Source organism: Ensifer sp. EB106-05-01-XG146 (genome assembly GCF_058791875.1).
Window position 1 is genome coordinate 3439386 of sequence record NZ_JBYTDX010000001.1, and the last position, 24405, is coordinate 3463790.

General features: G+C 63.6%; 24 protein-coding genes. 5 read left to right on the forward strand and 19 right to left on the reverse strand.

Translation table 11 applies throughout. The features are described from left to right. The first annotated feature begins 40 nt into the window (after nucleotides 1-40). Nucleotides 41-976, forward strand: a complete 936-nt coding sequence (locus AC3WVQ_RS17020; RefSeq protein ID WP_034802532.1) for a tyrosine recombinase XerC — start codon at nucleotides 41-43, stop codon at nucleotides 974-976. 99 nt (nucleotides 977-1075) lie between these two features. After that, on the forward strand, nucleotides 1076-2161 hold the full coding sequence (locus AC3WVQ_RS17025; protein WP_110818907.1) for a TraB/GumN family protein: 1086 nt from the start codon (nucleotides 1076-1078) through the stop codon (nucleotides 2159-2161). A 44-nt stretch (nucleotides 2162-2205) separates the two neighbouring features. On the opposite strand, the gene AC3WVQ_RS17030 is transcribed toward AC3WVQ_RS17025, so the two are convergent. Then, the gene (locus tag AC3WVQ_RS17030) at nucleotides 2206-3444 is read right to left on the reverse strand and encodes an MFS transporter (protein WP_492382875.1); all 1239 of its coding nucleotides are present in this window, start codon (nucleotides 3442-3444) and stop codon (nucleotides 2206-2208) included. A 124-nt stretch (nucleotides 3445-3568) separates the two neighbouring features. Here AC3WVQ_RS17030 and AC3WVQ_RS17035 point away from each other — a divergent pair, with 124 nt between their 5' ends. Next, nucleotides 3569-4165 (forward strand): TetR/AcrR family transcriptional regulator, encoded by a 597-nt coding sequence (locus AC3WVQ_RS17035; RefSeq protein WP_090295324.1) that lies wholly within the window; start codon nucleotides 3569-3571, stop codon nucleotides 4163-4165. Here the strand turns inward: AC3WVQ_RS17035 and AC3WVQ_RS17040 are convergent. Further along, complete coding sequence (locus tag AC3WVQ_RS17040; protein ID WP_090295322.1) at nucleotides 4162-4638, reverse strand: DUF2867 domain-containing protein; 477 nt, start codon at nucleotides 4636-4638, stop codon at nucleotides 4162-4164. The genes AC3WVQ_RS17035 and AC3WVQ_RS17040 overlap by 4 nt on opposite strands. 199 nt (nucleotides 4639-4837) lie before the next feature. On the opposite strand from AC3WVQ_RS17040, the gene AC3WVQ_RS17045 reads away from it, so the two are divergent. Next, on the forward strand, nucleotides 4838-5332 hold the full coding sequence (locus AC3WVQ_RS17045) for an acyl-CoA thioesterase (RefSeq protein WP_034802542.1): 495 nt from the start codon (nucleotides 4838-4840) through the stop codon (nucleotides 5330-5332). 149 nt (nucleotides 5333-5481) lie between these two features. Here the strand turns inward: AC3WVQ_RS17045 and lpdA are convergent, their stop codons facing one another. The 17 genes from lpdA to sdhC form a co-directional block, all read right to left on the reverse strand. Further along, a complete protein-coding gene (gene lpdA / locus AC3WVQ_RS17050) occupies nucleotides 5482-6888 on the reverse strand; it encodes a dihydrolipoyl dehydrogenase (RefSeq protein WP_090295320.1) in 1407 nt (468 codons plus the stop codon). 24 nt (nucleotides 6889-6912) lie between these two features. Beyond that, nucleotides 6913-7665: an SDR family oxidoreductase gene (locus tag AC3WVQ_RS17055; protein ID WP_090295465.1), complete on the reverse strand. Its 753-nt coding sequence runs from the start codon at nucleotides 7663-7665 to the stop codon at nucleotides 6913-6915. Further along, entirely contained in the window at nucleotides 7662-8162 is a 501-nt protein-coding gene (locus AC3WVQ_RS17060) for a hypothetical protein (protein WP_089044341.1), read from the reverse strand. Before AC3WVQ_RS17060 ends, AC3WVQ_RS17055 begins: the two co-directional genes overlap by 4 nt. A gap of 2 nt (nucleotides 8163-8164) precedes the next feature. After that, complete coding sequence (locus tag AC3WVQ_RS17065) at nucleotides 8165-8806, reverse strand: LysE family translocator (RefSeq protein WP_090295318.1); 642 nt, start codon at nucleotides 8804-8806, stop codon at nucleotides 8165-8167. Continuing rightward, a complete protein-coding gene (locus AC3WVQ_RS17070; protein ID WP_090295317.1) occupies nucleotides 8803-9228 on the reverse strand; it encodes a VOC family protein in 426 nt (141 codons plus the stop codon). The genes AC3WVQ_RS17065 and AC3WVQ_RS17070 overlap by 4 nt, the downstream gene beginning before the upstream one ends. Nucleotides 9229-9259: 31 nt before the next feature. Beyond that, the gene (locus AC3WVQ_RS17075; protein WP_060521399.1) at nucleotides 9260-9673 is read right to left on the reverse strand and encodes an MAPEG family protein; all 414 of its coding nucleotides are present in this window, start codon (nucleotides 9671-9673) and stop codon (nucleotides 9260-9262) included. Between the two features lie 151 nt (nucleotides 9674-9824). Beyond that, the gene (gene odhB / locus AC3WVQ_RS17080; RefSeq protein WP_090295315.1) at nucleotides 9825-11057 is read right to left on the reverse strand and encodes a 2-oxoglutarate dehydrogenase complex dihydrolipoyllysine-residue succinyltransferase; all 1233 of its coding nucleotides are present in this window, start codon (nucleotides 11055-11057) and stop codon (nucleotides 9825-9827) included. Nucleotides 11058-11113: 56 nt separating this feature from the next. After that, nucleotides 11114-14110, reverse strand: a complete 2997-nt coding sequence (locus AC3WVQ_RS17085; protein WP_060521400.1) for a 2-oxoglutarate dehydrogenase E1 component — start codon at nucleotides 14108-14110, stop codon at nucleotides 11114-11116. Nucleotides 14111-14354: 244 nt separating this feature from the next. Continuing rightward, a complete protein-coding gene (gene sucD, locus AC3WVQ_RS17090; RefSeq protein ID WP_034802559.1) occupies nucleotides 14355-15257 on the reverse strand; it encodes a succinate--CoA ligase subunit alpha in 903 nt (300 codons plus the stop codon). A 15-nt stretch (nucleotides 15258-15272) separates the two neighbouring features. Next, entirely contained in the window at nucleotides 15273-16466 is a 1194-nt protein-coding gene (gene sucC, locus AC3WVQ_RS17095; protein ID WP_090295314.1) for an ADP-forming succinate--CoA ligase subunit beta, read from the reverse strand. A gap of 108 nt (nucleotides 16467-16574) precedes the next feature. Beyond that, entirely contained in the window at nucleotides 16575-17540 is a 966-nt protein-coding gene (mdh, locus tag AC3WVQ_RS17100; RefSeq protein WP_034802565.1) for a malate dehydrogenase, read from the reverse strand. A 183-nt stretch (nucleotides 17541-17723) separates the two neighbouring features. Further along, a complete protein-coding gene (gene zapE / locus AC3WVQ_RS17105; protein ID WP_090295312.1) occupies nucleotides 17724-18878 on the reverse strand; it encodes a cell division protein ZapE in 1155 nt (384 codons plus the stop codon). A 59-nt stretch (nucleotides 18879-18937) separates the two neighbouring features. Further along, nucleotides 18938-19486 carry a protease inhibitor Inh/omp19 family protein gene (locus tag AC3WVQ_RS17110; RefSeq protein ID WP_034802570.1) on the reverse strand — a complete coding sequence of 183 codons (549 nt, stop codon included), beginning with the start codon at nucleotides 19484-19486 and terminating at the stop codon, nucleotides 18938-18940. Nucleotides 19487-19785: 299 nt separating this feature from the next. Beyond that, nucleotides 19786-20565 (reverse strand): succinate dehydrogenase iron-sulfur subunit, encoded by a 780-nt coding sequence (locus tag AC3WVQ_RS17115; protein WP_034802573.1) that lies wholly within the window; start codon nucleotides 20563-20565, stop codon nucleotides 19786-19788. Nucleotides 20566-20583: 18 nt separating this feature from the next. Continuing rightward, entirely contained in the window at nucleotides 20584-22425 is a 1842-nt protein-coding gene (sdhA, locus tag AC3WVQ_RS17120) for a succinate dehydrogenase flavoprotein subunit (RefSeq protein WP_060521403.1), read from the reverse strand. Between the two features lie 7 nt (nucleotides 22426-22432). After that, nucleotides 22433-22813 carry a succinate dehydrogenase, hydrophobic membrane anchor protein gene (gene sdhD / locus AC3WVQ_RS17125; RefSeq protein WP_034802578.1) on the reverse strand — a complete coding sequence of 127 codons (381 nt, stop codon included), beginning with the start codon at nucleotides 22811-22813 and terminating at the stop codon, nucleotides 22433-22435. A gap of 16 nt (nucleotides 22814-22829) precedes the next feature. Next, complete coding sequence (sdhC, locus tag AC3WVQ_RS17130) at nucleotides 22830-23222, reverse strand: succinate dehydrogenase, cytochrome b556 subunit (protein WP_060586452.1); 393 nt, start codon at nucleotides 23220-23222, stop codon at nucleotides 22830-22832. Between the two features lie 305 nt (nucleotides 23223-23527). On the opposite strand from sdhC, the gene AC3WVQ_RS17135 reads away from it, so the two are divergent. Next, nucleotides 23528-24349: a hypothetical protein gene (locus tag AC3WVQ_RS17135; protein ID WP_090295311.1), complete on the forward strand. Its 822-nt coding sequence runs from the start codon at nucleotides 23528-23530 to the stop codon at nucleotides 24347-24349. The last annotated feature ends 56 nt before the right edge of the window (nucleotides 24350-24405 follow it).

The window sequence follows — 24405 nt, forward strand, 5'->3', positions numbered from 1 at the left end:
CAGGGCATTGTCGCGGACCGACAAACTCAGGAAAACGACAATGAACGAGTTCCTCGTCATCGGCCATCCCGAGCTACTTGCCGAGCGTCAGCGCTGGCTGGACGGCCTCATGCGGGAGCGCCGCCTCTCCGACAATACCGTCGAGGCCTATGAGCGCGACACCCGGCAATTCCTGACATTTCTCACCGGCCATCTCGCCGGGCCGCCACGGCTTTCCGATATCCGCACGCTGAGGCCGGCTGACCTTCGCGGCTTCCTCGCCCAGCGTCGCAAGGGCGGCGCCGGCGCCCGCACGCTCGGCCGCGGGCTGGCCGGGCTTCGCTCCTTCCTGCGCTATCTCGAACGCAACGGCCTTGCCAACGCGGCCGGTGCGGCTGCGGTGCGTTCGCCCAAACAGCCCAAATCCCTGCCGAAGCCGCTCACCGATCGCGAAGCGCTGAATGTCGTGACGTCCGAGGCGCAACTTGCCGAGGAACCCTGGATCGCGGCGCGCAACGCAGCGGTGCTGACCCTGCTCTACGGCTGCGGCCTGCGCATTTCCGAGGCGCTCGGCCTCACGCCGTCAGCATTTGCCGGCGCGCCCTCGTCGCTGCGCATCGTCGGCAAGGGCGACAAGACCCGCATCGTGCCGCTGATCGAAGCGGCGCGCGAGGCCGTCGCCACCTACTTGAAGCTCTGCCCCTATCCGATCGCGGCCGATGCGCCGCTGTTCCTGGGCGCGCGCGGCGCCAAGCTGCAGCCGGCGATCATCCAGCGCGAAATGCAGAAGCTGCGCGGGGCGCTCGGCCTGCCCGAGACGGCAACGCCGCATGCGCTGCGCCACTCCTTCGCCACCCATCTGCTGGCCGGCGGCGGCGATCTCAGGACCATTCAGGAACTGCTCGGCCATGCCAGCCTGTCGACCACCCAGGTCTATACCGGCGTCGATTCGGCTCGGCTTCTGGAAATCTACGACCGCGCTCACCCGCGCGCCTGATTTTCGGCGAAAGGGCGGATTAACCATGCCCGTTAGGGAAGCCGTGACCGGCCCGGGCCTAGGGTCGACTATCGACCATGCGACTGTCAGGGAAGAACGATGACCGCCTTTGCGAGACCTCAGCAAAACCTGCCGCGGCACCTGCTTGCGCGGCTCGCCGATGGCGCACTTTGGCTGGCCGCCCTGCTCCATGTCATGCTCGCCGCCTGCCTCCTTGTCGCTCTCGTCTTCGTCGCTGAGGCTGATGCCACGGAGGTCGAATGTGGCGGCGCGAATGTTCTGACCGCGCTTGCAAAATCCGACCCGACGAAACTGGCCGCACTCGAAGCGGAAGCTGCCGCCATCCCGAACAGCAAGGGCATCTTCTGGAAGATCGAGAAGGACGGTGTCGCGCCGTCCTGGCTGCTTGGCACGATGCATGTCACCGATCCGCGCGTGCTGGCCCTGCCGACTGAGGCGCCCGCCGCCTTTGAGGCAGCCTCGACCGTCATCGTTGAATCGGACGAGATCATCGATGAGAAGAAGTCGGCCGCCGCGATCCTGATGCGGCCCGATCTCACCATGCTTCCGGACAACAAGACGATCGCCGACTTCCTGAAGCCCGACGACCGCGAACAGCTCGAAACAGGCCTTAAGGCACGCGGCATTCCGCTGACCCTGGTTTCCCGCATGAAGCCCTGGATGATCGCGAGCTTCGTCGCGCTGCCCGCCTGCGAAATGAGCCGCAAGGCTGCAGGCGCCTCCTTCCTCGACAAGAAGATCGCCGAGGATGCCGTCAGTCAGGGCAAGAGGCTGAAGGGGCTGGAAACGCTGGTCGAGCAGCTCGCCGCCATGGACTCGCTGCCGACCGAACTGCATCTACGCGCCCTCATCGAGACGCTCGCGCTCGGCAAGACCATCGACGACGTCTTCGCGACGATGACCGATCTCTATCTCGTAGGCGACACCGGCATGATCATGCCGATGATGAAAGCCGTTTCGAACAAGAGCGCCGAGGATTTCGGCTATGCCGATTTCGAGCAGCGCATCATCGTCGACCGCAACAAAACCATGGCGACGCGCGCCGAACCGATCCTCAAGGACGGCGGCGCCTTCATGGCGGTCGGCGCACTGCACCTGCCGGGCAAGGAAGGTCTGGTCGAACTGCTTCGCGCCCAGGGTTTTACGGTCACGCGCGCCAACTGACGGGCCGGCCGTCAGCGAGCGCCCGCCGGCACGACGCTCCCTTCTCAGCCTTGCGCACCGGCACGGGAAACGACCTCGGACGCGCGCGCAGTGGTAGAATCACTCTCGATCCACGACAGACGGCGATAACCCCAGAACGCTGCGGCAAGGATCAAGGCCCCGGCGGCGAGCGCAATGGTGAAGCCGGCCTGAACGCCGAAGCGCGCGACCACGCCGCCTGACACCGCCGCGCCCGCCGCAACACCGATGCCGAGACCGGTGGTCAGCCAGGTCAGCCCTTCCGTCAGCTTCGACGGCGGCACGGCGGTTTCGCCGATGCTCAAGGCAACGATCATCGTCGGCGCAAAGAACACGCCCGAAATGAACATCATCGTCGCAAGGCTGCCGATCCCGTCGGCAAAGAGCAGCGGCAATGTGCTGGCGGCGGTCATGCCCGCACCGATCATGAACAGCTTCGCCAAAGGCAGGCCGATCCGGACCGCACCGAACGCCAGACCGGCGATGCAGGAACCGAGGGCATAGAGGGAGAGCACGAGGCTCGCCGCCGCTGGACGCCCTTCGGCCTCGGCAAAGGCGACGCTGACCACGTCGATCGTGCCGACAATGATGCCCATGCCGGCGAGCGCGACAATCAGCACGCGCAGCGCCGGGTAACGAAGGACCGAACCGGGCGCCATCGTCTCGGTCGGCTTGACCGGTGGCTCGGTGCCTTTCTGCAGCACGAAGGCGGTGACCCCGATGGCCAGGCATGCCGCAGCCGCCAGCGGTCCGGCCTCGGGAAACAGGCCGACGCTTAAGCCCACGGCGATCGGCGGCCCGACGATGAAGCAGATCTCGTCGAAGACCGATTCGAGCGAAAAGGCGGTCTTCAGCTCCGGACGGCCGCGATAGAGCTCGGTCCATCGCGCCCGGGTCATCGCCGACATGCTGGGCGTGCACCCGGCAAGAATGGAAAAGACGAAGAGTGTCCAGTCCGGCGCCCGCCAATGGGTCGAGACGAGGAGAGCCGAGCTGCCGAGAAGGCTGAGTGCCGCGGCGACCGGCAGGACGTGGCTCTGGCCGAAGCGATCGACGAGCCGGGAAACCTGCGGCGCCAGCAGTGCCGAGGCCAGCGTGAAGGCGGCGGCCACACCGCCAGCCAGCCCGTAGCTGCCGCGGGACTGAGCCAGCATGGTGATGATGCCGATGCCCATCATCGACAATGGCAACCGTGACACCAATCCCGCCAAGGTGAAGCCCACCGTGCCTTTGGCAGCAAAGATCTGTGCATAGGGATTGGCCATGAAAACTCCTGCAATACATGTCTGAGCGTCGCGTCATTAACATACGCCGCGTATGGCAGTGATATTGACATACGCTTCGCATGTCAATTAACATACGAACCGCATGCAAAAGGAGGAGCTGCAAATGACAAGGCGCGCGCGCAGCGACATGATCGCGGAAACGAAGGCAAAGCTGATCGCCGCCGCCCGGGAAGCGTTCAGGCAACGCGGATATGCGGAGACTTCGATGGACGATTTCACCGCCTTGGCCGGGCTCACGCGTGGGGCGCTCTATCATCATTTCGGCGACAAGAAGGGCCTGCTGCGTGCGGTCGTGGAGACTCTGGACGGCGAGATGGACGCACGGCTCGACGCAGCCTCCGCGACCCCGGAGCCGTGGGACGGTTTCGTGCGCCGCTGCAGGCTCTATCTGGAAATGGCGCTCGAACCGGAAATCCGACAGATCGTGTTGAAGGATGCGCCGGCCGTACTCGGAGCAAGCGTGCTGGAACCGAGCCGGCGCCAATGCCTCGCGTCGTTTGCCACCAGGCTTTCGGCGATGATCGCCGCGGGCGTCGTACGTCCGGGAAATGCCGAGACATTGGCGCGGCTGATCAATGGCGCGCTCTCCGATGCGGCGCTCTGGATTGCCGAGGCGGAAGATCCGGCCATGCGCCTCACCAGCGCACGCGACAATCTCGACCTGCTTTTGTCCGGACTGAAAATTGAACCCCGGACTTAACCGCCGGGACCTGCCACCCGCGCCAGAAGTGTCGGCACGATAGCCTTGTGAAACGGCGTGACGGCCATGAGGTAAACCCGCCCGAGCGTGTTGTGCCTGCGCACAAGCGTGGTGACGCCGACGATCTGATTGACCGCCGACCCCGCCCGGACGTCGACGACGATGCGGAAATCGAGATGCTTGTCATCGAAGCCGAGCACCACTTCGTCATCACTCTTCGAAACGACAGGAAACGCCCCGATCAGTCCCAGACGGCTGGACGGCGCCGCCGACTTCAGGCCGATGATCGAGACGATGCGGTTGCGCAGGCGCAGCAACACGCGGACCCATCGCGGCGACCGGCCAAGCGAACGTTCGGCGGCTTCCGCCGCGGTCACGCCCTTGCCATCAAGGGCAAGCTCGAAGCGGTCGGCCCAATCGGCATTCGGTAGATGCCGGCTCGGCAACGATATGGCCACGGCTCTCGGTTTCATCTTTCCTCCTGACGCGCGCGTCGTCTGTCCTTGCAGACATGATCGCGCCCTCCCCCGTGCCTGGACAGAAGACCGCTTGTCGCAGCCCTCGGGCCAATCGTCACATCCCCTCTTCCAGATCCTCCGCCCTCCACCCCTTCCCTTCGCTCCGGCAAGCTGCATAACTCAGGCGGGACGCTGCAAAATCTGGAGATGGACAATGGAAACCAGCTACGACACACGCGAACTCGAGATGGTCGTACTGATGACGCCGGATATGGCGAACTTCAGCGGTAAGGTCCATGGCGGTGCGCTGCTCAATCTCCTCGATCGCGTGGCCTTCTCCTGTGCCTCGCGCTATTCTCAGCAATATGCCGTGACGCTCTCGGTCGACCAGGTCACCTTCCGCCAGCCGATCCATGTCGGCGAGCTCGTCACCTTCCGTGCAGCCGTCAACAATGCCGGCCGCACCTCGATGGAAATCGGCATCCGGGTCGAGGCCGAGAACATCAGGAGCGGCGAGCGCCGCCACACCAATTCCTGCTATTTTACCATGGTCGCCGTCGATGCCGACGGCAGCCCGACTCCGGTTCCGACCCTTGTCACCGACACGGCCGACCGCAAACGCCGGCAGCGCGCTGCCGAGGCCCGGCGCAGCCTGAGGCGCGAGTTCGAGGAGCGTTTCCACGCCCTCAGGTCTGCTTCAGAAGAATGATACGGTCGCTTGGCGAACAGGACTGCCGATGGCGACAATGTCAGCGGGCGCTGACGCCACTGAGTGTGCAATGACCACAAGGGCCAGCCGGCATGCACGAGCGCGGCCGGAAACAGGGGGCCGCGTGATCGCAGCCCCCTGCATGATCCTTACATGTGGATCGGCTTGAAGAAGGTCGAAAGTGCCGCTTCCTTGACCGCTTCCGACATGGTCGGGTGCGCGTGGCAAGTGCGGCCGAGGTCTTCCGACGAACCGCCGAATTCCATCAGAACCGCGATCTCGTGGATCATCTCGCCGGCGCCGAAGCCGACGATATGGCCGCCGAGCACACGGTCGGTTTCCTTGTCCGCAAGGATCTTCACGAAGCCGTCGGTGGCGAGCATCGCGCGCGCACGGCCATTGGCGGTGAAGGGAAACTTGCCGACCTTGTAGGCGACACCAGCCGCCTTCAGCTCTTCTTCGGTCTTGCCGACGGAGGCGACTTCCGGCTGGGTGTAGACGACGCCGGGGATGACGTCATAGTTCACGTGGCCGGCCTGACCGGCGAGGATCTCGGCAACGGCAACACCTTCGTCTTCCGCCTTGTGGGCGAGCATCGGGCCGCGCACGACGTCGCCGATCGCGTAGACGCCGGCGACGCTTGTCTGGAAGTGATTGTCGATCTCGACGCGGCCGCGCTGGTCCATGACGACGCCCGCTTCCGCAAGGCCAAGACCGTCGGTGTAGGGCTTGCGGCCGGTGGCGATCAGCACGACATCGGCATCGAGCGTCTGGGCGTCACCGCCCTTGACCGGCTCGAACGTCACCTTGGCGCCCTTGCCGTCCTTGACGACGCCGGTCACCTTGGCGCCGAGCTTGAAGTCCATGCCCTGCTTGGCGAGCATGCGCTGGAACTGCTTGGCAACCTCGCCATCCATGCCGCCGAGAAGCGTGTCGAGATACTCGACAACGGTGACCTTGGCGCCGAGGCGGGCCCAGACCGAGCCGAGTTCGAGGCCGATGACGCCGCCACCGACGACGATCATGTTGGCCGGAACCTTCTCGAGCGCGATGCCGCCCGTCGACGAGATGATCACCTTCTCGTCGATATCGACCTTGACGCCCGGGATGCCAGCGACGTCGGAGCCGGTGGCGATCACGATGTTCTTGGTTTCGAGGATCTGTTCCTCGCCCTTGTCGTTGGTGACGGAGACCTTGCCCTGGCCGAGCACCTTGCCGGTGCCCTGGATGCCGTCGATCTTGTTCTTCTTGAACAGGAACGAGACGCCGTCGACATTGGCCTTAACGGTCGCGTCCTTGTGGGCCATCATCTTTTCGAGGTTCAGCTTCGGTGCCGCGACTTCGACGCCGAGCGCGTCAACACCGTGGGCAACCTGATGGAACATCTCGGAAGCATGCAGCAACGCCTTCGACGGGATGCAGCCGATGTTGAGGCAGGTGCCGCCGTAGGTGGCGCGCTTTTCGACGACGCCGACCTTCAGACCGAGCTGGGCCGCCTTGATCGCGCAGACATAGCCGCCGGGGCCGCTGCCGATAACGATGAGATCATAAGCCATTAGAATATCCTTCCTTCAGGACGGTTACCGTCCGCCGCTGACATTGAGAATTGCCCCCGTCACATAAGTCGCCTTATCCGACAGGAGGTAGAGAACCGCGTCAGCGACTTCCTCGGCCGTGCCGGGTCGCTGAACGGGAATGGTGAAGGCGAGATCACGCGCCCGGTCCGGCAGGCCGCCGGAGGCGTGGATCTCGGTATCGATGATGCCGGGCCGTATCGCGTTGACGCGAATGCCTTCGGTCGCGACCTCGCGCGAAAGCCCTGTCGTGAAGGTGTCGATCGCACCCTTCGAGGCGGCGTAATCGACATACTGCGCCGGCGAGCCAAGCGTGGCGGCAACCGAGGAGATGTTGACGATGACACCGCCCTGGTGCCCGTATCGTGTCGACATGCGCCGGACGGCTTCCGCTGCACAGCGGATGGAGCCGGTGACGTTGATGCGGAACATGCGCTCAAGCCGCTCGGGCGACATCTCGTCGACACGTGCCGTCTGTCCGACGATGCCGGCATTGTTGACGAGCCCGTCCAGCCGGCCGAAAGCCGAATCGACGGCAGCAAAGATCGCTTGGACATCCGCCTCGGAGCCGACATCGCCCTGAACTGCGATCGCCGTGCCGCCGGCCCGCTCGATCGCGCCGACAACCGCATCGGCCGCATCGCGGTTCGACGCATAATTGACAACGACCCGCCAGCCGGCTTTTGCAGCGCCAAGGCAGATTGCAGCACCGATGCCGCGGCTGCCGCCGGTCACGAGAAGAACAGGGCTCGCACTCATGCGGCGCATCCCTTGAACGTGAAGGCATCCCAACTGTCGGCCTCGGCCTTGCCCTTGCCCCAGGCGGTCGAAGCGCGAAGCGACGGACCGAAGTCGGGAAGCAGCAGTTGCTCGGCCGCCGTCTCGGTCTCTTGCGGGATCTCGCTGATCGCGCCGGCCTTGTCGAGCGCGTAGACGACACCCTGCCACACAGTACAGGCGCGCAGTTCCTCGCCGGTCGCATCCCCCTCGGGGCAATTGTGCATGATCAGCCCGGTCGCCCGTTCCGGCTCGCCCGCCGGCATGACGACGCCATCGAGCAGCAGGCCGGGCTTGAGAACCGCCACCTTGAAGTGGTTGCTGGTCGCGGCGCTTGCCGAGCCGACCGGTTCGAAACGCAGCTCGTAGGCCCCGTCGCGGTCGCCGTAGATCGCGTGCGACTGCTTGCAGTCAGCGGCGATCGCCGGCGCAGCAAAGGCAAGACCGAGCAGGGCTGAAAGGAGACGACCGGAGCGCATGATCAGGCAGCCTTCTCCGTCGCGAGCTTGAGGCCGAGCGCGATGAAGACCACGCCGCTGGCGCGGTCGATCCACTTGCTGGCGCGGGTAAACGCAGCACGCATGCGCGGCGTCGTCATGAACAGGCTGACGCCGACGAACCACGAGATCAGGCAGGTCGCCATGACAAGGCCGTAGCCGAACTTGATCATCATCGGCGTATGGGCGTGAACGACCGTCGAGAAGATCGACAGGAAGAAGAACACCGGCTTGGGGTTGAGCGCGTTGGCGGCAAAGCCGAGGCCGAAGGCCTTGGCCGCCGACTGGCCCTTGACCGGCCGGTTGCCTTCCGTGTGGTCGACGTTGATCTCCGTCTGGCCGGCGCGAAGCGCCTTGATGCCGATATAGATCAGGTAAGCGACGCCGCACCATTTGACGATGTTGAACAGATAGATCGACTGCGAAATGATCAGCCCGAGGCCGAGGATCGTGTAGGTCACATGGAACATCAGCGACGTGCCGATGCCGAAGGACGTGATGATCGCCGGGCGGCGGCCATGCACGATCGACTGGCGCATGACCATCGCGAGGTCGGCGCCGGGTGAGACGATGGCGAAGGCGAAGATCGCCATCAGCGATGCGAGTTCGAAGAAATACTGGCTCATGGGTTTGCGACCGGTGCGTTGAAGGCCCAGACGTGGCCGAAGGGATCCTGGATGCGCGCGTAGCGTGCGTGCCAGAAGGTATCCTGCGGCTCCAGAACTGTCGATGCCCCGGCGGCCACCGCCTTGTCGTAGGCTGCGTCGACATCGGCAGCCTTCGCCAGGTTGATGCTGATCGCAACGCCGGTACCGCCGATCGTGTTCGGCGAAAGCACGCTGCCGCCGAATTCGGGGAATTCGTCGTGCAGCATCACCTCGCCGCCGTAGATCGCCAGACTGGCGTGCATGACGCGTTTGCCGTCCTCGGCCATCGCGTGGAATGTATTCACCGCACCGAGCGCCTTCTCGTAAAAGGCGATGGCGGCAAGCCCGTCCTTGACGCAGATATGCGCCTGGATCGGCGGAACGTCGGGTCCGAATGCCATGCCAGTCTCCTCTTGCCTTGTCGCCGGGATGCTATGCCATGAGCCGGACGACCATCAGCAACAGCGCAATGATCGACACGAACCAGACGAGGGTGCGCAACACGGGAACGCCGGCCGCGTAGAGAACAGTGTAAGCCAGCCGTGCCAGAAGCCAGGTCACTGCGCCGATGGCGCCGAGACCGCCGGTCTTGCCGGTCACCGCCAGGGCGAGCGCAAGCCCAACAAAGGCCGGATAGGTTTCCAGCATGTTGCGAAGCGACCGCAGCAAACGTCCTGCCACGATGCTCTTCGAAACGCGCTGTTCGTCGCGGGGGCCGAGCAGATATTTGAAACCGAGATCGCCGGCGAGATCGAGCGACAGCGCCTGCACCAGGATGTGCACGATCAGGAACACCACGCTCCAGCCAAGCACCCAGATTTCAGTCGACGCTGCGGCGGCTTCCATCATCCCTCGCAATCGCAGGAGCGGTTCGGATCGACATCATCGGCCCTGACGGCCAGTCTCTCCGGCCAGGCCGCAGAGACGGTTTTCGCCGCGCGTGATCGCGGACGGCGAACGGCGGGGGCATGAAGGACGCCCCCGCTGTTTCCGGATATCAGAGATCGAGAACCAGGCGTTCCGGATCTTCCAGGCTTTCCTTGACGCGCACGAGGAAGGTCACGGCTTCCTTGCCGTCGACGATGCGGTGATCGTAGGAGAGCGCGAGGTACATCATCGGGCGGATGACGACCTGGCCGCCGATGGCGACCGGACGCTCCTGGATCTTGTGCATGCCGAGGATGCCCGACTGCGGCGCGTTGAGGATCGGCGAAGACATCAGCGAACCGTAGACGCCACCGTTGGAGATGGTGAAGGTGCCGCCCTGCATGTCGGCCATCGACAGCGCGCCGTCACGGGCAGCCTTACCGAGGCGACCGATGTCCTTTTCGATCTCGGCGATCGACATCTGGTCGGCATCGCGAACGATCGGAACCACAAGACCCTTGTCCGTGCCGACGGCGACGCCGATGTGGCAGTAGTTCTTGTAGATGATGTCGGTGCCGTCGATCTCGGCGTTGACGGCCGGGATTTCCTTCAGCGCGTGGGTGACGGCCTTAGTGAAGAAGCCCATGAAGCCGAGCTTCACGCCGTGCTTCTTCTCGAAGATGTCCTTGTACTTGTTGCGCAGCGACATGACGGCGCTCATGTCCACCTCGTTGTAGGTGGTGAGCATGGCGGCAGTGTTCTGCGCATCCTTGAGGCGACGGGCAATCGTCTGGCGCAGGCGGGTCATCTTGACGCGCTCTTCGCGAACGACGTCTTCAGCCGTCGACGGCGCACGGGCCTGGACCTTGGCTGGCTCGGAAGCGGCCGGCGTCGAGATGCCCTTGGCGACGGCTGCAAGGACGTCGCCCTTCAGCACCTGGCCACGCTTGCCGGAGCCGTCGACCTGATCGGCCGAGAGGTTGTTTTCGGCAAGCAGCTTGCCAGCCGACGGTGCCGGCGGCATCGACGAGGCAGCCGGTGCTGCAGCAGCGGCCGGGGCGGCAGCAGCCGGCTCGGCCTTCTTTTCGGCGGCAGCAGCCGGAGCGGCCGCTGCGGCGCCAGCGGCACCTGCAGCGATCTGGCCGAGCAGCGCGCCGAGCCCGACGGTCTCGCCGGCCTGGGCGACGATTTCAGAGAGCGTGCCTGCGGCCGGAGCCGGAACTTCGATCGTCACCTTGTCGGTTTCGAGTTCGAGCAGGGGTTCATCGGCCTTGATGGCGTCGCCGACCTTCTTGAACCAGGTGCCGACGGTCGCTTCGCTGACGGATTCGCCAAGGGTGGGAACGCGGATTTCTGTTGCCATGATTTTTGTTCCGTTGATCAGATATCTGTTTCTATTGGCTCAGAGCGTGGGGAGCATCAGCCCCCCAGCGCGTCCTCGAGGAAGGCGGCAAGCTGCGCCAGGTGCTTCGACATCAGGCCCGTCGCCGGCGATGCGGCAGCCGGACGGCCGGTGTAGCGCACGCGCTGATACTTGGCGTCGATATGGGCGAGAACCCATTCGAGGTACGGGTCGATGAACGACCAAGCGCCCATGTTCTTCGGCTCTTCCTGGCACCAGACCATCTCCGCGTTGCGGAAGCGGCTGAGCTCGTTGATGAGCGCCTTGGCCGGGAACGGATAGAGCTGTTCGACGCGCAGCAGGTAGATGTCGTCGATACCGCGCTTTTCGCGTTCTTCGAGCAGGTCGTAGTAGACCTTGCCCGAGCAGAGCACGACGCGACGGATCTTCGAGTCCTTCTGCAGCTTGATCGGGCCGTCCTTGATCACCTCGGCATCGTCCCACAGCAGGCGGTGGAACGAGCTCTCGCCGGCCATTTCCGACAGGCTGGAGATCGCACGCTTGTGACGCAGCAGCGACTTCGGCGTCATCAGGATCAGCGGCTTGCGGAAGTCGCGCTTCACCTGGCGGCGCAGGATGTGGAAGTAGTTCGCCGGCGTCGTGACGTTGGCGACCTGCATGTTGTCTTCCGCGCAGAGCTGCAGGAAGCGTTCCAGGCGAGCAGACGAGTGCTCCGGACCCTGGCCTTCATAGCCGTGCGGCAGCAGGCAGACGAGACCCGACATGCGCAGCCACTTGCGTTCGCCCGACGAGATGAACTGGTCGAAGACGACCTGCGCACCGTTGGCGAAGTCGCCGAACTGAGCTTCCCAGAGGGTGAGCGCGTTCGGACGGGCGAGCGAGTAGCCGTACTCGAAGCCGAGAACCGCCTCTTCCGAAAGCATCGAGTTGATGACTTCGTAGCGCGCCTGGGTCGGCGACAGGTTTGCGAGCGGGATGTAGCGCTCTTCCGACTGCTGATCGTAGAGCACCGAGTGGCGCTGCGAGAAGGTGCCGCGTTCGCAGTCCTGACCCGACAGGCGGATCTTGGTGCCTTCCGTGACCAGCGTGCCGAAAGCGAGCGCCTCAGCCATGGCCCAGTCGACACCCTCGCCGGTCTGGATCATGTTGGCGCGGTTTTCCATGAAGCGCTGGATCGTGCGGTGCGCGCTGAAACCAGCCGGGATCTCAGAGATCTTGCGGCCGACTTCCTTCAACTGCTTCATCGGCACCGAGGTCTTGCCGCGGCGCTGTTCGTCCTGGTTGTCGGCAGAGCGCAGGCCCGACCAGACACCGTCAAGCCAGTCGGCCTTGTTCGGCTTGTAGGACTGGCCGGCCTCGAACTCCTGTTCGAGATGCGCACGCCAGTCGGCCTTCATCTTCTCGACTTCGCCTTCGGAAATCAGGCCCTCGGCGATCAGGCGGTCGGAGTAGACCTGGACGACGGTCCTGTGGGCGCGGATGACCTTGTACATCTTCGGCTGCGTGAACGCCGGCTCGTCGCCTTCGTTGTGGCCGAAGCGGCGATAGCAGAACATGTCGATGACGACAGGCTTGTGGAACTTCATCCGGAATTCGGTGGCGATCTTGGCCGCGTAGACAACCGCTTCCGGATCGTCGCCGTTAACGTGGAAGATCGGCGCTTCGATCATCTTGGCGACGTCGGACGGATAGGGCGACGAGCGCGAGAAGGCCGGATTGGTGGTGAAGCCGATCTGGTTGTTGATGATGAAGTGGACCGTACCGGCAACGCGGTGACCGCGCAGGCCGGAAAGCCCGAGGATTTCAGCAATCACGCCCTGGCCGGCAAAGGCAGCGTCGCCGTGCAGCAGAAGCGGCATGACCTTGGAACGTTCGCGCAGCGGAATGATGTCGCCTTCAAAGACGGTCGCCATCTGGTCCTGCTTGGCGCGTGCCTTGCCCATGACCACGGGGTTGACGATTTCCAGGTGCGACGGGTTCGCCGTCAGCGACAGGTGAACCTTGTTGCCGTCGAATTCGCGGTCGGAAGACGCACCGAGGTGGTACTTCACGTCGCCCGAACCTTCGACGTCGTCAGGCGCGTAGGAGCCGCCCTTGAACTCGTGGAAGATGGCGCGGTGCGGCTTTGCCATGACCTGGGAAAGCACGTTCAGACGGCCGCGGTGGGCCATGCCGAGCACGATTTCCTTGAGGCCTTCCTGGCCGCCGCGCTTGATGATCTGCTCGAGCGCCGGGATGAGCGACTCACCGCCGTCGAGACCGAAGCGCTTGGTGCCCTTGTACTTGACGTCGATGAACTGCTCGAAGCCTTCGGCCTCGATCAGCTTCTGCAGGATCGCCTTCTTGCCTTCCGGCGTGAAGTCGACGCCCTTGTCCGGACCTTCGATGCGCTCCTGGATCCAGCCCTTCTCTTCCGGGTTGGACATGTGCATGAACTCGACGCCGATCGTCGAGCAGTAGGTGCGCTCGAGGATTTCGACCATCTCGCGGAGGGTCGCGTATTCGAGGCCGAGCACGTTGTCGATGAAGATCTTGCGGTCGAGATCCTTGTCCTCGAAACCGTAGTTCGAGGGCGAAAGCTCGTTGTAGTCTTCAACCGGGGCAGCCAGGCCGAGCGGGTCGAGCTTGGCATGCAGGTGGCCGCGGGCGCGATAGGCGCGGATCATCATGATGGCGCGGACGGAATCGCGCGTCGCCTGATGGATGTCAGCAGCGCTGGCGACGGTGCCGGTGGCGGCCGCCGTTTCCTCGGCCTTCGCCTTGACCTTCTTCTCGATGACCTTCTCGACCGTGCCCCAGTCGCCATCGAGCGCCGAGACCAGTTCGCCATTGGCCGGGATCGGCCAGTTGTTCTTTTTCCAGGAGGCGCCCTTGGCTGCCTTCACCACATCTTCCGGCCGGTCGGCGAGCGCCTTGAAGAAGGCCTGCCATTCAGCCGACACGGACGCCGGGTCCGCCTCGTAGCGTGCATGGAGCTGCTCGATATAGGCGGCGTTGGCGCCGTCCAGAAACGAAGTGAGCTGGAATTGCTCGTTGGCCTCTTGCCTTGTCATGGTCTCACGCGGACTGATCTGTCCGCCTCCTGACTGAAGTTGGGTTGCCGGGTATCCCGGTCGTTCATGTTCGTTCGGCGCGTCCGGGCGCCGGGCCTTTTTCCTACGGCGCCGCGCATCGTCAGGACGCGCTGGGTCACCGTGGCAGTCATTGCCGCATGTCCTGATCTTCAATCAGCCAAGGAAACAGGCGGCAGGCACGTTGTCCGGGCCGGATCGACCGGCCCGGACAAATGGTTTGAGATCAGCCCTTGAGGACTTCGACCAGCGTCTTGCCGAGACGAGCCGGCGAAGGCGATACGCGGATGCCTGCCTGCTCCATCGCAGCGATCTTGGATTCCGCATCGCCCTTGCCGCCGGAAACGACAGCGCCGGCGTGGCCCATGGTACGGCCCTTCGGAGCGGTACGGCCCGCGATGAAACCGGCCATCGGCTTCTTGCGGCCCTTCTTGGCTTCGTCGATGAGGAACTGTGCAGCATCCTCTTCGGCCGAGCCGCCGATTTCGCCGATCATGATGATCGAGGTCGTGGCTTCGTCCGCCAGGAACATCTCAAGCACGTCGATGAACTCGGTGCCCTTGACCGGGTCGCCGCCGATGCCGACGGCCGTCGTCTGGCCGAGGCCCTCGTTGGAGGTCTGGAACACGGCTTCATAGGTCAGCGTGCCGGAGCGCGAGACGATGCCGACCGAACCCTTGCGGAAGATCGAGCCCGGCATGATGCCGATCTTGCATTCTTCCGGCGTCAGGATACCGGGGCAGTTCGGGCCGAGCAAACGCGACTTGGAGCGGTCGAGGCGAGCCTTGACGCGTACCATGTCGGCAACCGGGATGCCTTCGGTGATGCAGGTGATGAACGGGATTTCCGCATCGATCGCCTCGATGATCGCGTCCGCGGCACCTGCCGGCGGAACGTAGATCACGGATGCGTCCGCGCCGGTCTTTTCACGGCCTTCGGCAACCGAGGCGAAGATCGGCAGGCTTTCGCCCTTGGAGCCGGTCCAGGTTTCGCCGCCCTTCTTCGGGTGAATACCGCCGACCATCTGCGTGCCGTAATAGGCAAGCGCCTGTTCGGTATGGAAGGTGCCGGTCTTGCCGGTCAGGCCCTGAACGAGGACCTTGGTGTTCTTGTTAACGAGAATCGACATGAGGTGGTCCTTCAGTTAGCCGTTGATCGCGGCGACGATCTTCTTGGCAGCATCGTCCAGATCGTCGGCGGCGGTGATCGCCAGGCCGGATTCATTCAGGATCTTCTTGCCAAGCTCGACATTCGTGCCTTCGAGACGAACGACCAGCGGAACCTTGAGGCCAACTTCCTGCACGGCCGCAACGACGCCTTCAGCGATGACATCGCACTTCATGATGCCGCCGAAAATGTTGACGAGGATGCCCTCGACCTTCGGGTCGGCCGTGATGATCTTGAAGGCTGCCGCGACCTTCTCCTTGCCGGCGCCGCCGCCGACGTCGCAGAAGTTCGCCGGCTCCTTGCCGTAGAGCTTGATGATGTCCATCGTCGCCATGGCAAGGCCGGCGCCGTTGACCATGCAGCCGATGTTGCCGTCGAGCGCGACATAGGCGAGATCCCACTTCGAGGCCTCGATTTCCTTGGCGTCTTCTTCGGTCTCGTCGCGCAGAGCCTTGATGTCGTCGTGGCGGAAGAGCGCGTTGCCGTCGAACGAGACCTTGGCGTCGAGAACGCGCATGCGGCCGTTCTTCATGACGATCAGCGGGTTGATCTCGAGCAGGCTCATGTCCTTCTCGACAAAGGCCTTGTAGAGGATCGGGAAGAGCTTTTCAGCGTCAGCCTTGGCTTCGCCGTCGAGCTTCAGGGCCGCGGTGAGCTTGGCAAGATCAGCGGCGGTGACGCCGGCTTCCGGGTTGATCGCGACGTTGACGATCTTTTCCGGCGTGTCGTGCGCAACAGCCTCGATGTCCATGCCGCCTTCCGTCGAAACGACGAAGGCAACCTGGCCGACCGAGCGGTCGACGAGCAGCGACAGATAGAGTTCGCGCTCGATGTCGGCGCCGTCCTCGATGTAGAGGCGGTTCACCTGCTTGCCGGCCGGGCCGGTCTGCGCGGTGACGAGCGTGTTGCCGAGCATTTCCTTGGCATGAGCCTTGGCTTCGTCGATCGAGAAGGCAAGACGAACGCCGCCCTTGGCGTCGGCGGACAGTTCCTTGAACTTGCCCTTGCCGCGGCCGCCCGCATGGATCTGGCTCTTGACCACGTAGAGCGGGCCCGGGAGCGACTTGGCAGCAGCTTCAGCTTCGTCAGCCGAGAAGATCGCGACACCTTCCGCGACCGGTGCGCCATAGCTCTTCAGGAGAGCCTTGGCCTGATATTCATGAATGTTCATGGTGTTTTTCCTGTCTGAGCATTGTGCGGGCAGGTGGGGCACCTACCCGCACCAATGCGGCAAAAACAATGAGGTCGAGCGGATCAGCGTCCGCCCGACGGGAGGCGATTACTGCTTGAGGCTCGGCGCAATGCCGATGCAGGCTTCGCAAAGACCGGCGACCGAAGCGACGGACTTGTCGAACGCTTCCTTCTCGGCCTTGTTGAGATCGATCTCGATGATGCGCTCGACGCCGCCGGCGCCGATAACGGTCGGAACGCCGACATACATGTCCTTGACGCCGTACTGGCCGGTCAGGTGTGCCGCGCAGGGCAGAACGCGCTTCTTGTCCTTGAGGTAGGCTTCAGCCATTTCGATCGCCGAGGCGGCCGGTGCGTAGTAGGCCGAACCGGTCTTGAGCAGGCCGACGATTTCGGCGCCGCCGTCACGGGTGCGCTGGATGATTTCTTCGAGGCGTTCCTTGGTGACCCAGCCCATCTGCACGAGGTCGGTCAGCGGGATGCCGGCAACGGTCGAGTAGCGGGCGAGCGGCACCATGGTGTCGCCGTGGCCGCCGAGAACGAAGGCGGTGACGTCCTGGACCGAGACGTTGAATTCCTGCGAGAGGAACAGGCGGAAGCGCGAACTATCGAGAACGCCGGCCATGCCGACGACCTTGTTCTTCGGCAGGCCCGAGAACTTCTGCAGCGCCCACACCATGGCGTCGAGCGGGTTGGTGATGCAGATGACGAAGGCGTTCGGGGCATACTTCTTGATGCCGGCGCCGACCTGTTCCATGACCTTGAGGTTGATGCCGAGCAGGTCGTCGCGGCTCATGCCCGGCTTGCGAGCGACGCCGGCGGTGACGATGCAGACATCAGCGCCTTCGATGGCGGAATAGTCGCTCGCACCCGTCAGGTTCACGTCGAAGCCTTCGACCGGGGAGGACTGGCCGATGTCGAGACCCTTGCCCTGCGGAATGCCGTCGGCGATGTCGAAGAGGACGATGTCGCCCAGTTCCTTCAGGCCGGCGAGATGCGCCAGCGTGCCACCAATCATCCCTGAACCGATAAGTGCGATCTTGTTGCGAGCCATGAAAGTGCTTCCTTTGTGATCCCAATATGATCAAGGCCTGAAACGCGGCAAACGCCAAACCTTCGCCGGAAGCCATTAAACGGCAATCGGTAAAATATCAATCGATACTTTTTGGTGGAACAATTTCAATCGGTTAGATCATAAAATTCTTACGTAAACGTAAGAGTTTTCGCCACATCTGCGTCACGAAACAGCAACATTTGCGGGATGCGCAGCGGCATATTCCTCGCTTTGCATCTCGATCAGACGTGAAACCGTGCGGTCGAACTCGAAGCCTTCCGTGCCCTTTTTCTGGGTCAAGAGATCCTGCGGCTCTGCCGCCGCCGAGGCAAAGAGCCGGGCGCCGTTGTCGTAGAGCGTATCGACCAGCAGGATGAAGCGCTTGGTCTCGTTGCGCATATGCGGACCGAGATGCGGTACGTGGTCGACGAAGATCGTCGAATAGCGCTCGAGGATGGCGAGATAGTCGGCAGCCCCAAGCGGTTGCTGGCAGAGGTCGGCGAAATTGAAGCGTGCACTCTTTCCGGACGCGGCCGGTACGGGGATCTTGCGCCCCTTGCGCGGCACGTCCGCCGGAGCGGCCGGCACATTGCCGGTCTCATGAGCCCAGGCGCGCGCCATCGCCGCATCCGCCTCAGGCCCGAGCGGCGAGAGCCACACCGGGCTGCCGTCGGTCTTTGTCAGCCGGTAGTCGGTGTCCGTGTCCAGCGAGATAACCTCGGCATTTGCCTTAAGGAGTTCGATGAACGGCAAAAACAGGCTGCGGTTGAGGCCATCGCGATAGAGATCGTCGGGCGCCACGTTCGAGGTCGCAACCAGCACGCAGCCCTTGGCGAAGAGTTCGCCGAACAGGCGGCCGAGGATCATCGCATCGGCGATGTCGGTCACGGAGAATTCGTCGAAGCAGAGCAGCCGCGCTTCACCGAAGAGCTCGGAGGCGACGGGCGGGATCGGATCGGCCTGCTTGGTCTCGCCGTTCTTCAGCTTCTGCCGGTGCTTGTAGATGCGCTCGTGCACATCGGCCATGAACTCGTGGAAATGCGCCCGGCGCTTGCGCTGGATCGGCACCGCCTCGAAGAACATGTCCATCAGCATGGTCTTGCCGCGCCCCACGCCGCCGTGGATGTAGAGGCCCTTGACCGGCGGGTGGTCCTTCTTGCGCGAGGCAAACAGCCAGCCGAGCGCATTGGTCTTGCGCGACGGGCGGCTGGCGAGCAGCTCGGCCGAGAGATGATCGAACCGCCGCGCGATCGTAAACTGCGCCGGGTCACGCTTGCGCTCGCCGTTCGCGACGAGCGCTTCGAGCTTGCGGTAAATGCTGTCGTCAGGATTGAGCACGTCTCACCCGAGATGGGACGGAAAACAAAAGCCCGGCATGAGACCGGGCTGGAGAAGCGTCAGCGGCTGAGGCTGACCGGCTGGCCGCCATTGGTCGAGCCGTCGAAACGCGCGTCGGCCGTCTTGTAGAGGCGGGCGATGGCATTGCCGCTACGGTCCTTGAGGACCACCTGCTTGCCGGCCACTTCCCAGGAGCCCATGGTCGTCAGCTCGCCGGCGCAACCGCGGGTGCCGCCGCGCGAACCGGAGCCAAGATTGGTGAGCGTCAGGAACATGTCGCAGGAGCTGCCGGCGCTGGAGACGCGCCAGTTGCCGACCATCGCTTCCTTGGTGACGTCGAGCCCGCCACCTGCAGCCGCGGCGACCTGCGTGCCGGGCTGCTGGACAGCGCCGCCGGCAACCGCCGTGCCGCTCGCCGGTGCAGCCGGGAATTGCGACGTGTTTCCGGTTGGTGCCGGAAGCTGGTTCGACGAAACCGAAGGGACCGGTGCGGCCTGGATGGGAGCGGGCGAGGCGTCCTGGGAGCTGAAACCGCCCATCGACGTCCGTTGGCATCCGGCCAGCGCAAGCACAACCGCCAGCCCCGCCGCCGCATGAATTACCCGCATATCCCTACTCCTGTTCGTGTCCGCGAACCATGATGCAACGCGATAATATAGGCCGAAATACAGCAAATCCACCTGACAAATCAAGGGACGACGATTCCTGGCGACCTGTTGCAGGATTGAAACGTCCGCAGGGCCGGATCGCGCGCCACGTCCTCGCTGCGTATCATCGCCTCCTGCCGTCGGCCCGCCTCTCCCGCATCGGCACAATCACGAATTGTCCGCCGCCCTGGAGAGGCGCAAAACAGAAAACGGCGAGCCAGGGCCCGCCGTTTCCAAAACTTCATGTCCGGTCCGGCCGATTACACACGGCGCTCGACCAGCATCTTCTTGATCTCGCCGATCGCCTTGGCCGGGTTCAGGCCCTTCGGACAGGCCTGGGCGCAGTTCATGATCGTGTGGCAACGATAGAGGCGGAAGGGATCCTCGAGGTTGTCGAGGCGCTCGCCGGTCGCTTCGTCGCGGCTATCGATCAGCCAGCGGTAGGCCTGCAGCAGAACCGCCGGACCGAGGTAACGGTCGCCGTTCCACCAATAGCTCGGACAGGAGGTCGAGCAGCAGGCGCACAGGATGCACTCGTAGAGGCCGTCGAGCTTGAGGCGGTCCTCGTGGCTCTGCTTCCATTCCTTGGCCGGCGTCGGCGACACCGTCTTCAGCCAGGGCTCGATCGAGCGGTGCTGGGCGTAGAAGTTGGTGAGGTCGGGAACCAGGTCCTTCACGACCGGCATGTGCGGCAGCGGATAGACCTTTACCGCACCCTTCACCTCGTCCATTCCCTTGGTGCAAGCAAGCGTGTTGGTGCCGTCGATGTTCATGGCGCACGACCCGCAGATACCTTCGCGGCAGGAGCGGCGCAGCGTCAGCGTCGGGTCGATCTTGTTCTTGATGTAGAGCAGACCGTCGAGCACCATCGGGCCGCAATCGTCGACATCGATGTAGAAGGTATCGATGCGCGGATTGGCACCGTCATCCGGGTTCCAGCGATAGATGCGGTATTCGCGAACGTTGGTCGCGCCGGCAGGCTTCGGCCAGACCTTGCCTTCCGTCATCTGCGAGTTCTTGGGGAGAGCGAGTTCAACCATGTGGCTTGTTCCTCAAGATCAATAGACGCGGGCCTTCGGCTCGATCTTCTTGGGATCGATGCCGTCGGCGATCAGGTCGGTATGGACGGGGCGGTAGTCGAGCTTGACGTCGCCGGCCTCGTTGACCCAGGCGAGCGTGTGCTTGCGCCAGTTGACGTCGTCGCGGCCGCCGAGCGGACCCTCGGTGTAGTCCTCGCGGGCGTGCGAACCACGGCTCTCCTTGCGCGCTTCGGCGCCGTAGATCGTCGTGATCGCGTTGGCCATGAGGTTTTCGAGTTCCAGCGTCTCCACGAGGTCCGAGTTCCAGATCATCGAGCGGTCGGTGACCTTGATGTCGGGCATCTCTTTCCAGATCGCCGAGATGCGCTTGCAGCCCGATTCCAGCGATTCCTGGGTACGGAACACGGCCGCGTCTTCCTGCATGGCGCGCTGCATCTTTTCGCGCAGCACGGCGGTCGGCGTGGAGCCATTGGCGTTACGCAGGCGGTCGAAGCGGTCCATGATCCGGTCGCAGGCGGCCTTGTTGAGTTCCGGCACCGGCTCGTTGCGGTCGATGACCTGGCCGGCGCGGATGGCGGCGGCACGGCCGAAGACCACGAGATCGATCAGCGAGTTGGAGCCGAGGCGATTGGCGCCGTGTACCGAGGCGCAGCCGGCTTCGCCGACGGCCATCAGGCCGGGCGCAATGCGCTCCGGGTTCTGGCTGTCAGCATTCAGGACTTCGCCCCAGTAGTTGGTCGGCACGCCGCCCATGTTGTAGTGCACCGTCGGCAGAACCGGGATCGGCTCGCGGGTCACGTCGACACCGGCAAAGATCTTCGCCGATTCCGAGATGCCCGGCAGGCGCTCGTGCAGGACGGCCGGATCGAGGTGATCCAGGTGCAGGAAGATGTGATCCTTGTTCTTGCCGACGCCGCGGCCTTCGCGGATTTCCATCGTCATGCAGCGCGAGACGACGTCACGCGAGGCAAGGTCCTTGGCGGACGGCGCATAGCGCTCCATGAAGCGCTCGCCTTCGGAGTTGACGAGGTAGCCGCCTTCGCCGCGTGCGCCTTCGGTGATCAGGCAGCCCGCACCGTAGATGCCGGTCGGATGGAACTGGACGAATTCCATGTCCTGCAGCGGCAGGCCGGCGCGTGCAATCATGCCGCCGCCGTCGCCCGTGCAGGTGTGCGCCGAGGTCGCCGAGAAGTAGGCGCGGCCGTAACCGCCGGTCGCCAGCACCACCATCTTGGCGGAGAAGCGATGGATCGTGCCGTCGTCGAGGTTCCAGGCGACGACGCCGGTGCAGCGGCCGTCATCCGACATGATCAGGTCGAGCGCGAAATACTCGATGAAGAACTCGGCGTTGTTGCGCAGAGACTGACCATAGAGCGTGTGCAGGATCGCGTGGCCGGTACGGTCGGCAGCAGCACAGGTGCGCTGGACCGGCGGGCCTTCGCCGTAGTTCTGCATGTGGCCGCCGAAGGGCCGCTGGTAGATCTTGCCTTCGGCATTGCGCGAGAACGGCACGCCATAGTGTTCGAGCTCATAGACCGCCTTCGGCGCTTCCATGGCGAGATATTGCATGGCGTCGACGTCGCCGAGCCAGTCGGAACCCTTGACGGTGTCGTAGAGGTGCCACTGCCAGCTATCCGGAGTCATGTTCTGCAGCGAGGCGGCAATGCCGCCCTGGGCGGCAACCGTGTGCGAGCGGGTCGGGAAGACCTTGGTGATGCAGGCGGTCTTCAGACCCTGCTCGGCCATGCCGAGCGTCGCGCGCAAGCCCGCACCGCCGGCGCCGACGACGACGACGTCGAAGGCGTGATCGACATATTGATAGGCCTTGCCGTTTGCAGCGGGTGAACTGTTCGATGCCATGGCGAAATTACCCTGCAAAAGCGATCTTCAGGATGGCGAAGAGACAGAGCCCGCCAACCGCGATCGTGAAAAATGTATTGAGCATGAGAAGCACGATCTTCATGCCTTCACCATGCACGTAGTCTTCGATGATCACCTGCATGCCGAGCCGCATGTGAACGAGGCCCGAGAGCACGACGAGCGCCATGACGACGGCGACGAAGGGGTTCGCGAGCGCGGCGACGACATCCGCATAGGGCGCACCTGCGTAGCGAACGAGAAAGATGACGAAGAAGATCAACAGCGGAACGTTGGCGACGGCCGTCAGGCGCTGGCGCCAGAAATGGTCCGTGCCTTCCTTGGCCGAGCCAAGACCGCGAACCTTGCCGAGAGGAGTGCGCATATCCATGAGTATTCTCCCTCAGTCAGCGAACGAGATAGCCGACCACCCAGATCAGCAGCGTCAGCGCCACCGAACCGATGATCGTTGCCTTGGCCATCCTGGTGGCGAAGTGCTTCTCGTAGCCGTAGCCGAGATCCCAGGCAAAGTGGCGCAAGCCGCCGAGCATGTGGTGCACCAGGGCCCAGGTATAGCCGAACAGCACCAGCTTGCCGATCAGCGTACCGAACAGCCAGCTGACCCAGTCGTAATAGGCAGCACCCGACGCAGCGGCGATCAGCCACCAGGCGACGAGGATGGTCCCGAAGTAGAGCGCACCACCGGTGATGCGGTGCACAATGGACATGACCATCGTCGGGATAGGTTTATAGATTTGAAGATGCGGCGAGAGTGGCCGGCTTCTTGTGACATTCGTCATCGGAACCTCACGGAATGCCCGGATTTCCGCCCAAAAAACTGGACGATTTTAGTCCGGTATCGCACCTGATTGTGCGCAATTCAGTCATTCGGACCTTTAATCACCATAAAGCTTAACGACAAGTGTGTTTGCGGTGCAAAATCAATTTAATCGATTAGACGAATTGCGCCATTTTCCTGCCAGCCGAAGACATGGGCCGGCGTTAACGATAGCGACAAAAAGCCAAGCAATTCCGTGACTTTCCCGACGATGTGGCCCAGAGTGCCCTTAACGATTTGTTAAGCGTCACCCGGAGGGCGAGCAGAATGATTCTGTTCAGGGCAATCCATGCGACCAAAGTGCTAGCGCTTGCCGGCCTGGTCATCGCCACCAGCTACATCCCGATGGAAGCTCGAGACCGGGGCGGACTGTCGGGGGTACAGACACGAACACGCCATGTCAGGATGAACGCCGATCACGGCTATCCACGTCACGATTTCGACCGGAGGGGTTATCGCAACGACTGGGACCGCCATCGCGGACCGCGCCGCGACTGGGCGTCCAACGGTGGCCCGCCGGAAGTGAACACGCGCACCCGGCACGTTCGCCTGCCGCGCTACCGCCCCTACCCCGGCGCTTACGCCGGACGGCCGGAGCATCGTGGCGGATGGGTGCGCGACGGAGCCGGTCGCGACTACTGGACATCCGACGCCCGCAGGCACGACGGTCGCCCAGGCATCTCTGACGTGCCGCCGCAGGTCTCGACCCGCACCCGCCATGTCCGCCTGCCGCAATATCGGGCCTATCCCGAGCGGTGGGGCAATGGCGGCGGATGGGGGCGCGATCAGGCCGGGCGCGAGATCTGGACATCGAGCAACCAAGGCCGAGACTATCGCCCGAGCTATTATGGCGGTGATGAATATCCGGACATCATTCCTGGTATCGGCACCTATGTCGGCGGCATTTCGGCCTATGTCGACGTCGGCAACGGCATCTATTTCAGCCAGGAAGGCGACTACGGCTACGCGGATGAGGCAGACATTGCACCGCCGCCCGAGGCGAAACGCGGCAAGATCATCAACGTCACGCCACAGACCATGAACGGTTCCTGCACCTACGAACACGGCGTCTGCGTCATCCGCCGGTAATCGCAGCTACAGCGATATCAGCCCGTCAGGCCAACGGTTTCGATGATCGGGGGCAT

Bases quoted from the DNA above. Each gene is read 5' to 3' on its own strand.
- AC3WVQ_RS17020 (WP_034802532.1), top strand. From the start codon at position 41: ATGAACGAGTTCCTCGTCATCGGCCATCCCGAGCTACTTGCCGAGCGT.
- AC3WVQ_RS17025 (WP_110818907.1), top strand. From the start codon at position 1,076: ATGACCGCCTTTGCGAGACCTCAGCAAAACCTGCCGCGGCACCTGCTT.
- AC3WVQ_RS17030 (WP_492382875.1), bottom strand. From the start codon at position 3,444: ATGGCCAATCCCTATGCACAGATCTTTGCTGCCAAAGGCACGGTGGGC.
- AC3WVQ_RS17035 (WP_090295324.1), top strand. From the start codon at position 3,569: ATGACAAGGCGCGCGCGCAGCGACATGATCGCGGAAACGAAGGCAAAG.
- AC3WVQ_RS17040 (WP_090295322.1), bottom strand. From the start codon at position 4,638: ATGAAACCGAGAGCCGTGGCCATATCGTTGCCGAGCCGGCATCTACCG.
- AC3WVQ_RS17045 (WP_034802542.1), top strand. From the start codon at position 4,838: ATGGAAACCAGCTACGACACACGCGAACTCGAGATGGTCGTACTGATG.
- lpdA (WP_090295320.1), bottom strand. From the start codon at position 6,888: ATGGCTTATGATCTCATCGTTATCGGCAGCGGCCCCGGCGGCTATGTC.
- AC3WVQ_RS17055 (WP_090295465.1), bottom strand. From the start codon at position 7,665: ATGAGTGCGAGCCCTGTTCTTCTCGTGACCGGCGGCAGCCGCGGCATC.
- AC3WVQ_RS17060 (WP_089044341.1), bottom strand. From the start codon at position 8,162: ATGCGCTCCGGTCGTCTCCTTTCAGCCCTGCTCGGTCTTGCCTTTGCT.
- AC3WVQ_RS17065 (WP_090295318.1), bottom strand. From the start codon at position 8,806: ATGAGCCAGTATTTCTTCGAACTCGCATCGCTGATGGCGATCTTCGCC.
- AC3WVQ_RS17070 (WP_090295317.1), bottom strand. From the start codon at position 9,228: ATGGCATTCGGACCCGACGTTCCGCCGATCCAGGCGCATATCTGCGTC.
- AC3WVQ_RS17075 (WP_060521399.1), bottom strand. From the start codon at position 9,673: ATGGAAGCCGCCGCAGCGTCGACTGAAATCTGGGTGCTTGGCTGGAGC.
- odhB (WP_090295315.1), bottom strand. From the start codon at position 11,057: ATGGCAACAGAAATCCGCGTTCCCACCCTTGGCGAATCCGTCAGCGAA.
- AC3WVQ_RS17085 (WP_060521400.1), bottom strand. From the start codon at position 14,110: ATGACAAGGCAAGAGGCCAACGAGCAATTCCAGCTCACTTCGTTTCTG.
- sucD (WP_034802559.1), bottom strand. From the start codon at position 15,257: ATGTCGATTCTCGTTAACAAGAACACCAAGGTCCTCGTTCAGGGCCTG.
- sucC (WP_090295314.1), bottom strand. From the start codon at position 16,466: ATGAACATTCATGAATATCAGGCCAAGGCTCTCCTGAAGAGCTATGGC.
- mdh (WP_034802565.1), bottom strand. From the start codon at position 17,540: ATGGCTCGCAACAAGATCGCACTTATCGGTTCAGGGATGATTGGTGGC.
- AC3WVQ_RS17110 (WP_034802570.1), bottom strand. From the start codon at position 19,486: ATGCGGGTAATTCATGCGGCGGCGGGGCTGGCGGTTGTGCTTGCGCTG.
- AC3WVQ_RS17115 (WP_034802573.1), bottom strand. From the start codon at position 20,565: ATGGTTGAACTCGCTCTCCCCAAGAACTCGCAGATGACGGAAGGCAAG.
- sdhA (WP_060521403.1), bottom strand. From the start codon at position 22,425: ATGGCATCGAACAGTTCACCCGCTGCAAACGGCAAGGCCTATCAATAT.
- sdhD (WP_034802578.1), bottom strand. From the start codon at position 22,813: ATGGATATGCGCACTCCTCTCGGCAAGGTTCGCGGTCTTGGCTCGGCC.
- sdhC (WP_060586452.1), bottom strand. From the start codon at position 23,222: ATGACGAATGTCACAAGAAGCCGGCCACTCTCGCCGCATCTTCAAATC.
- AC3WVQ_RS17135 (WP_090295311.1), top strand. From the start codon at position 23,528: ATGATTCTGTTCAGGGCAATCCATGCGACCAAAGTGCTAGCGCTTGCC.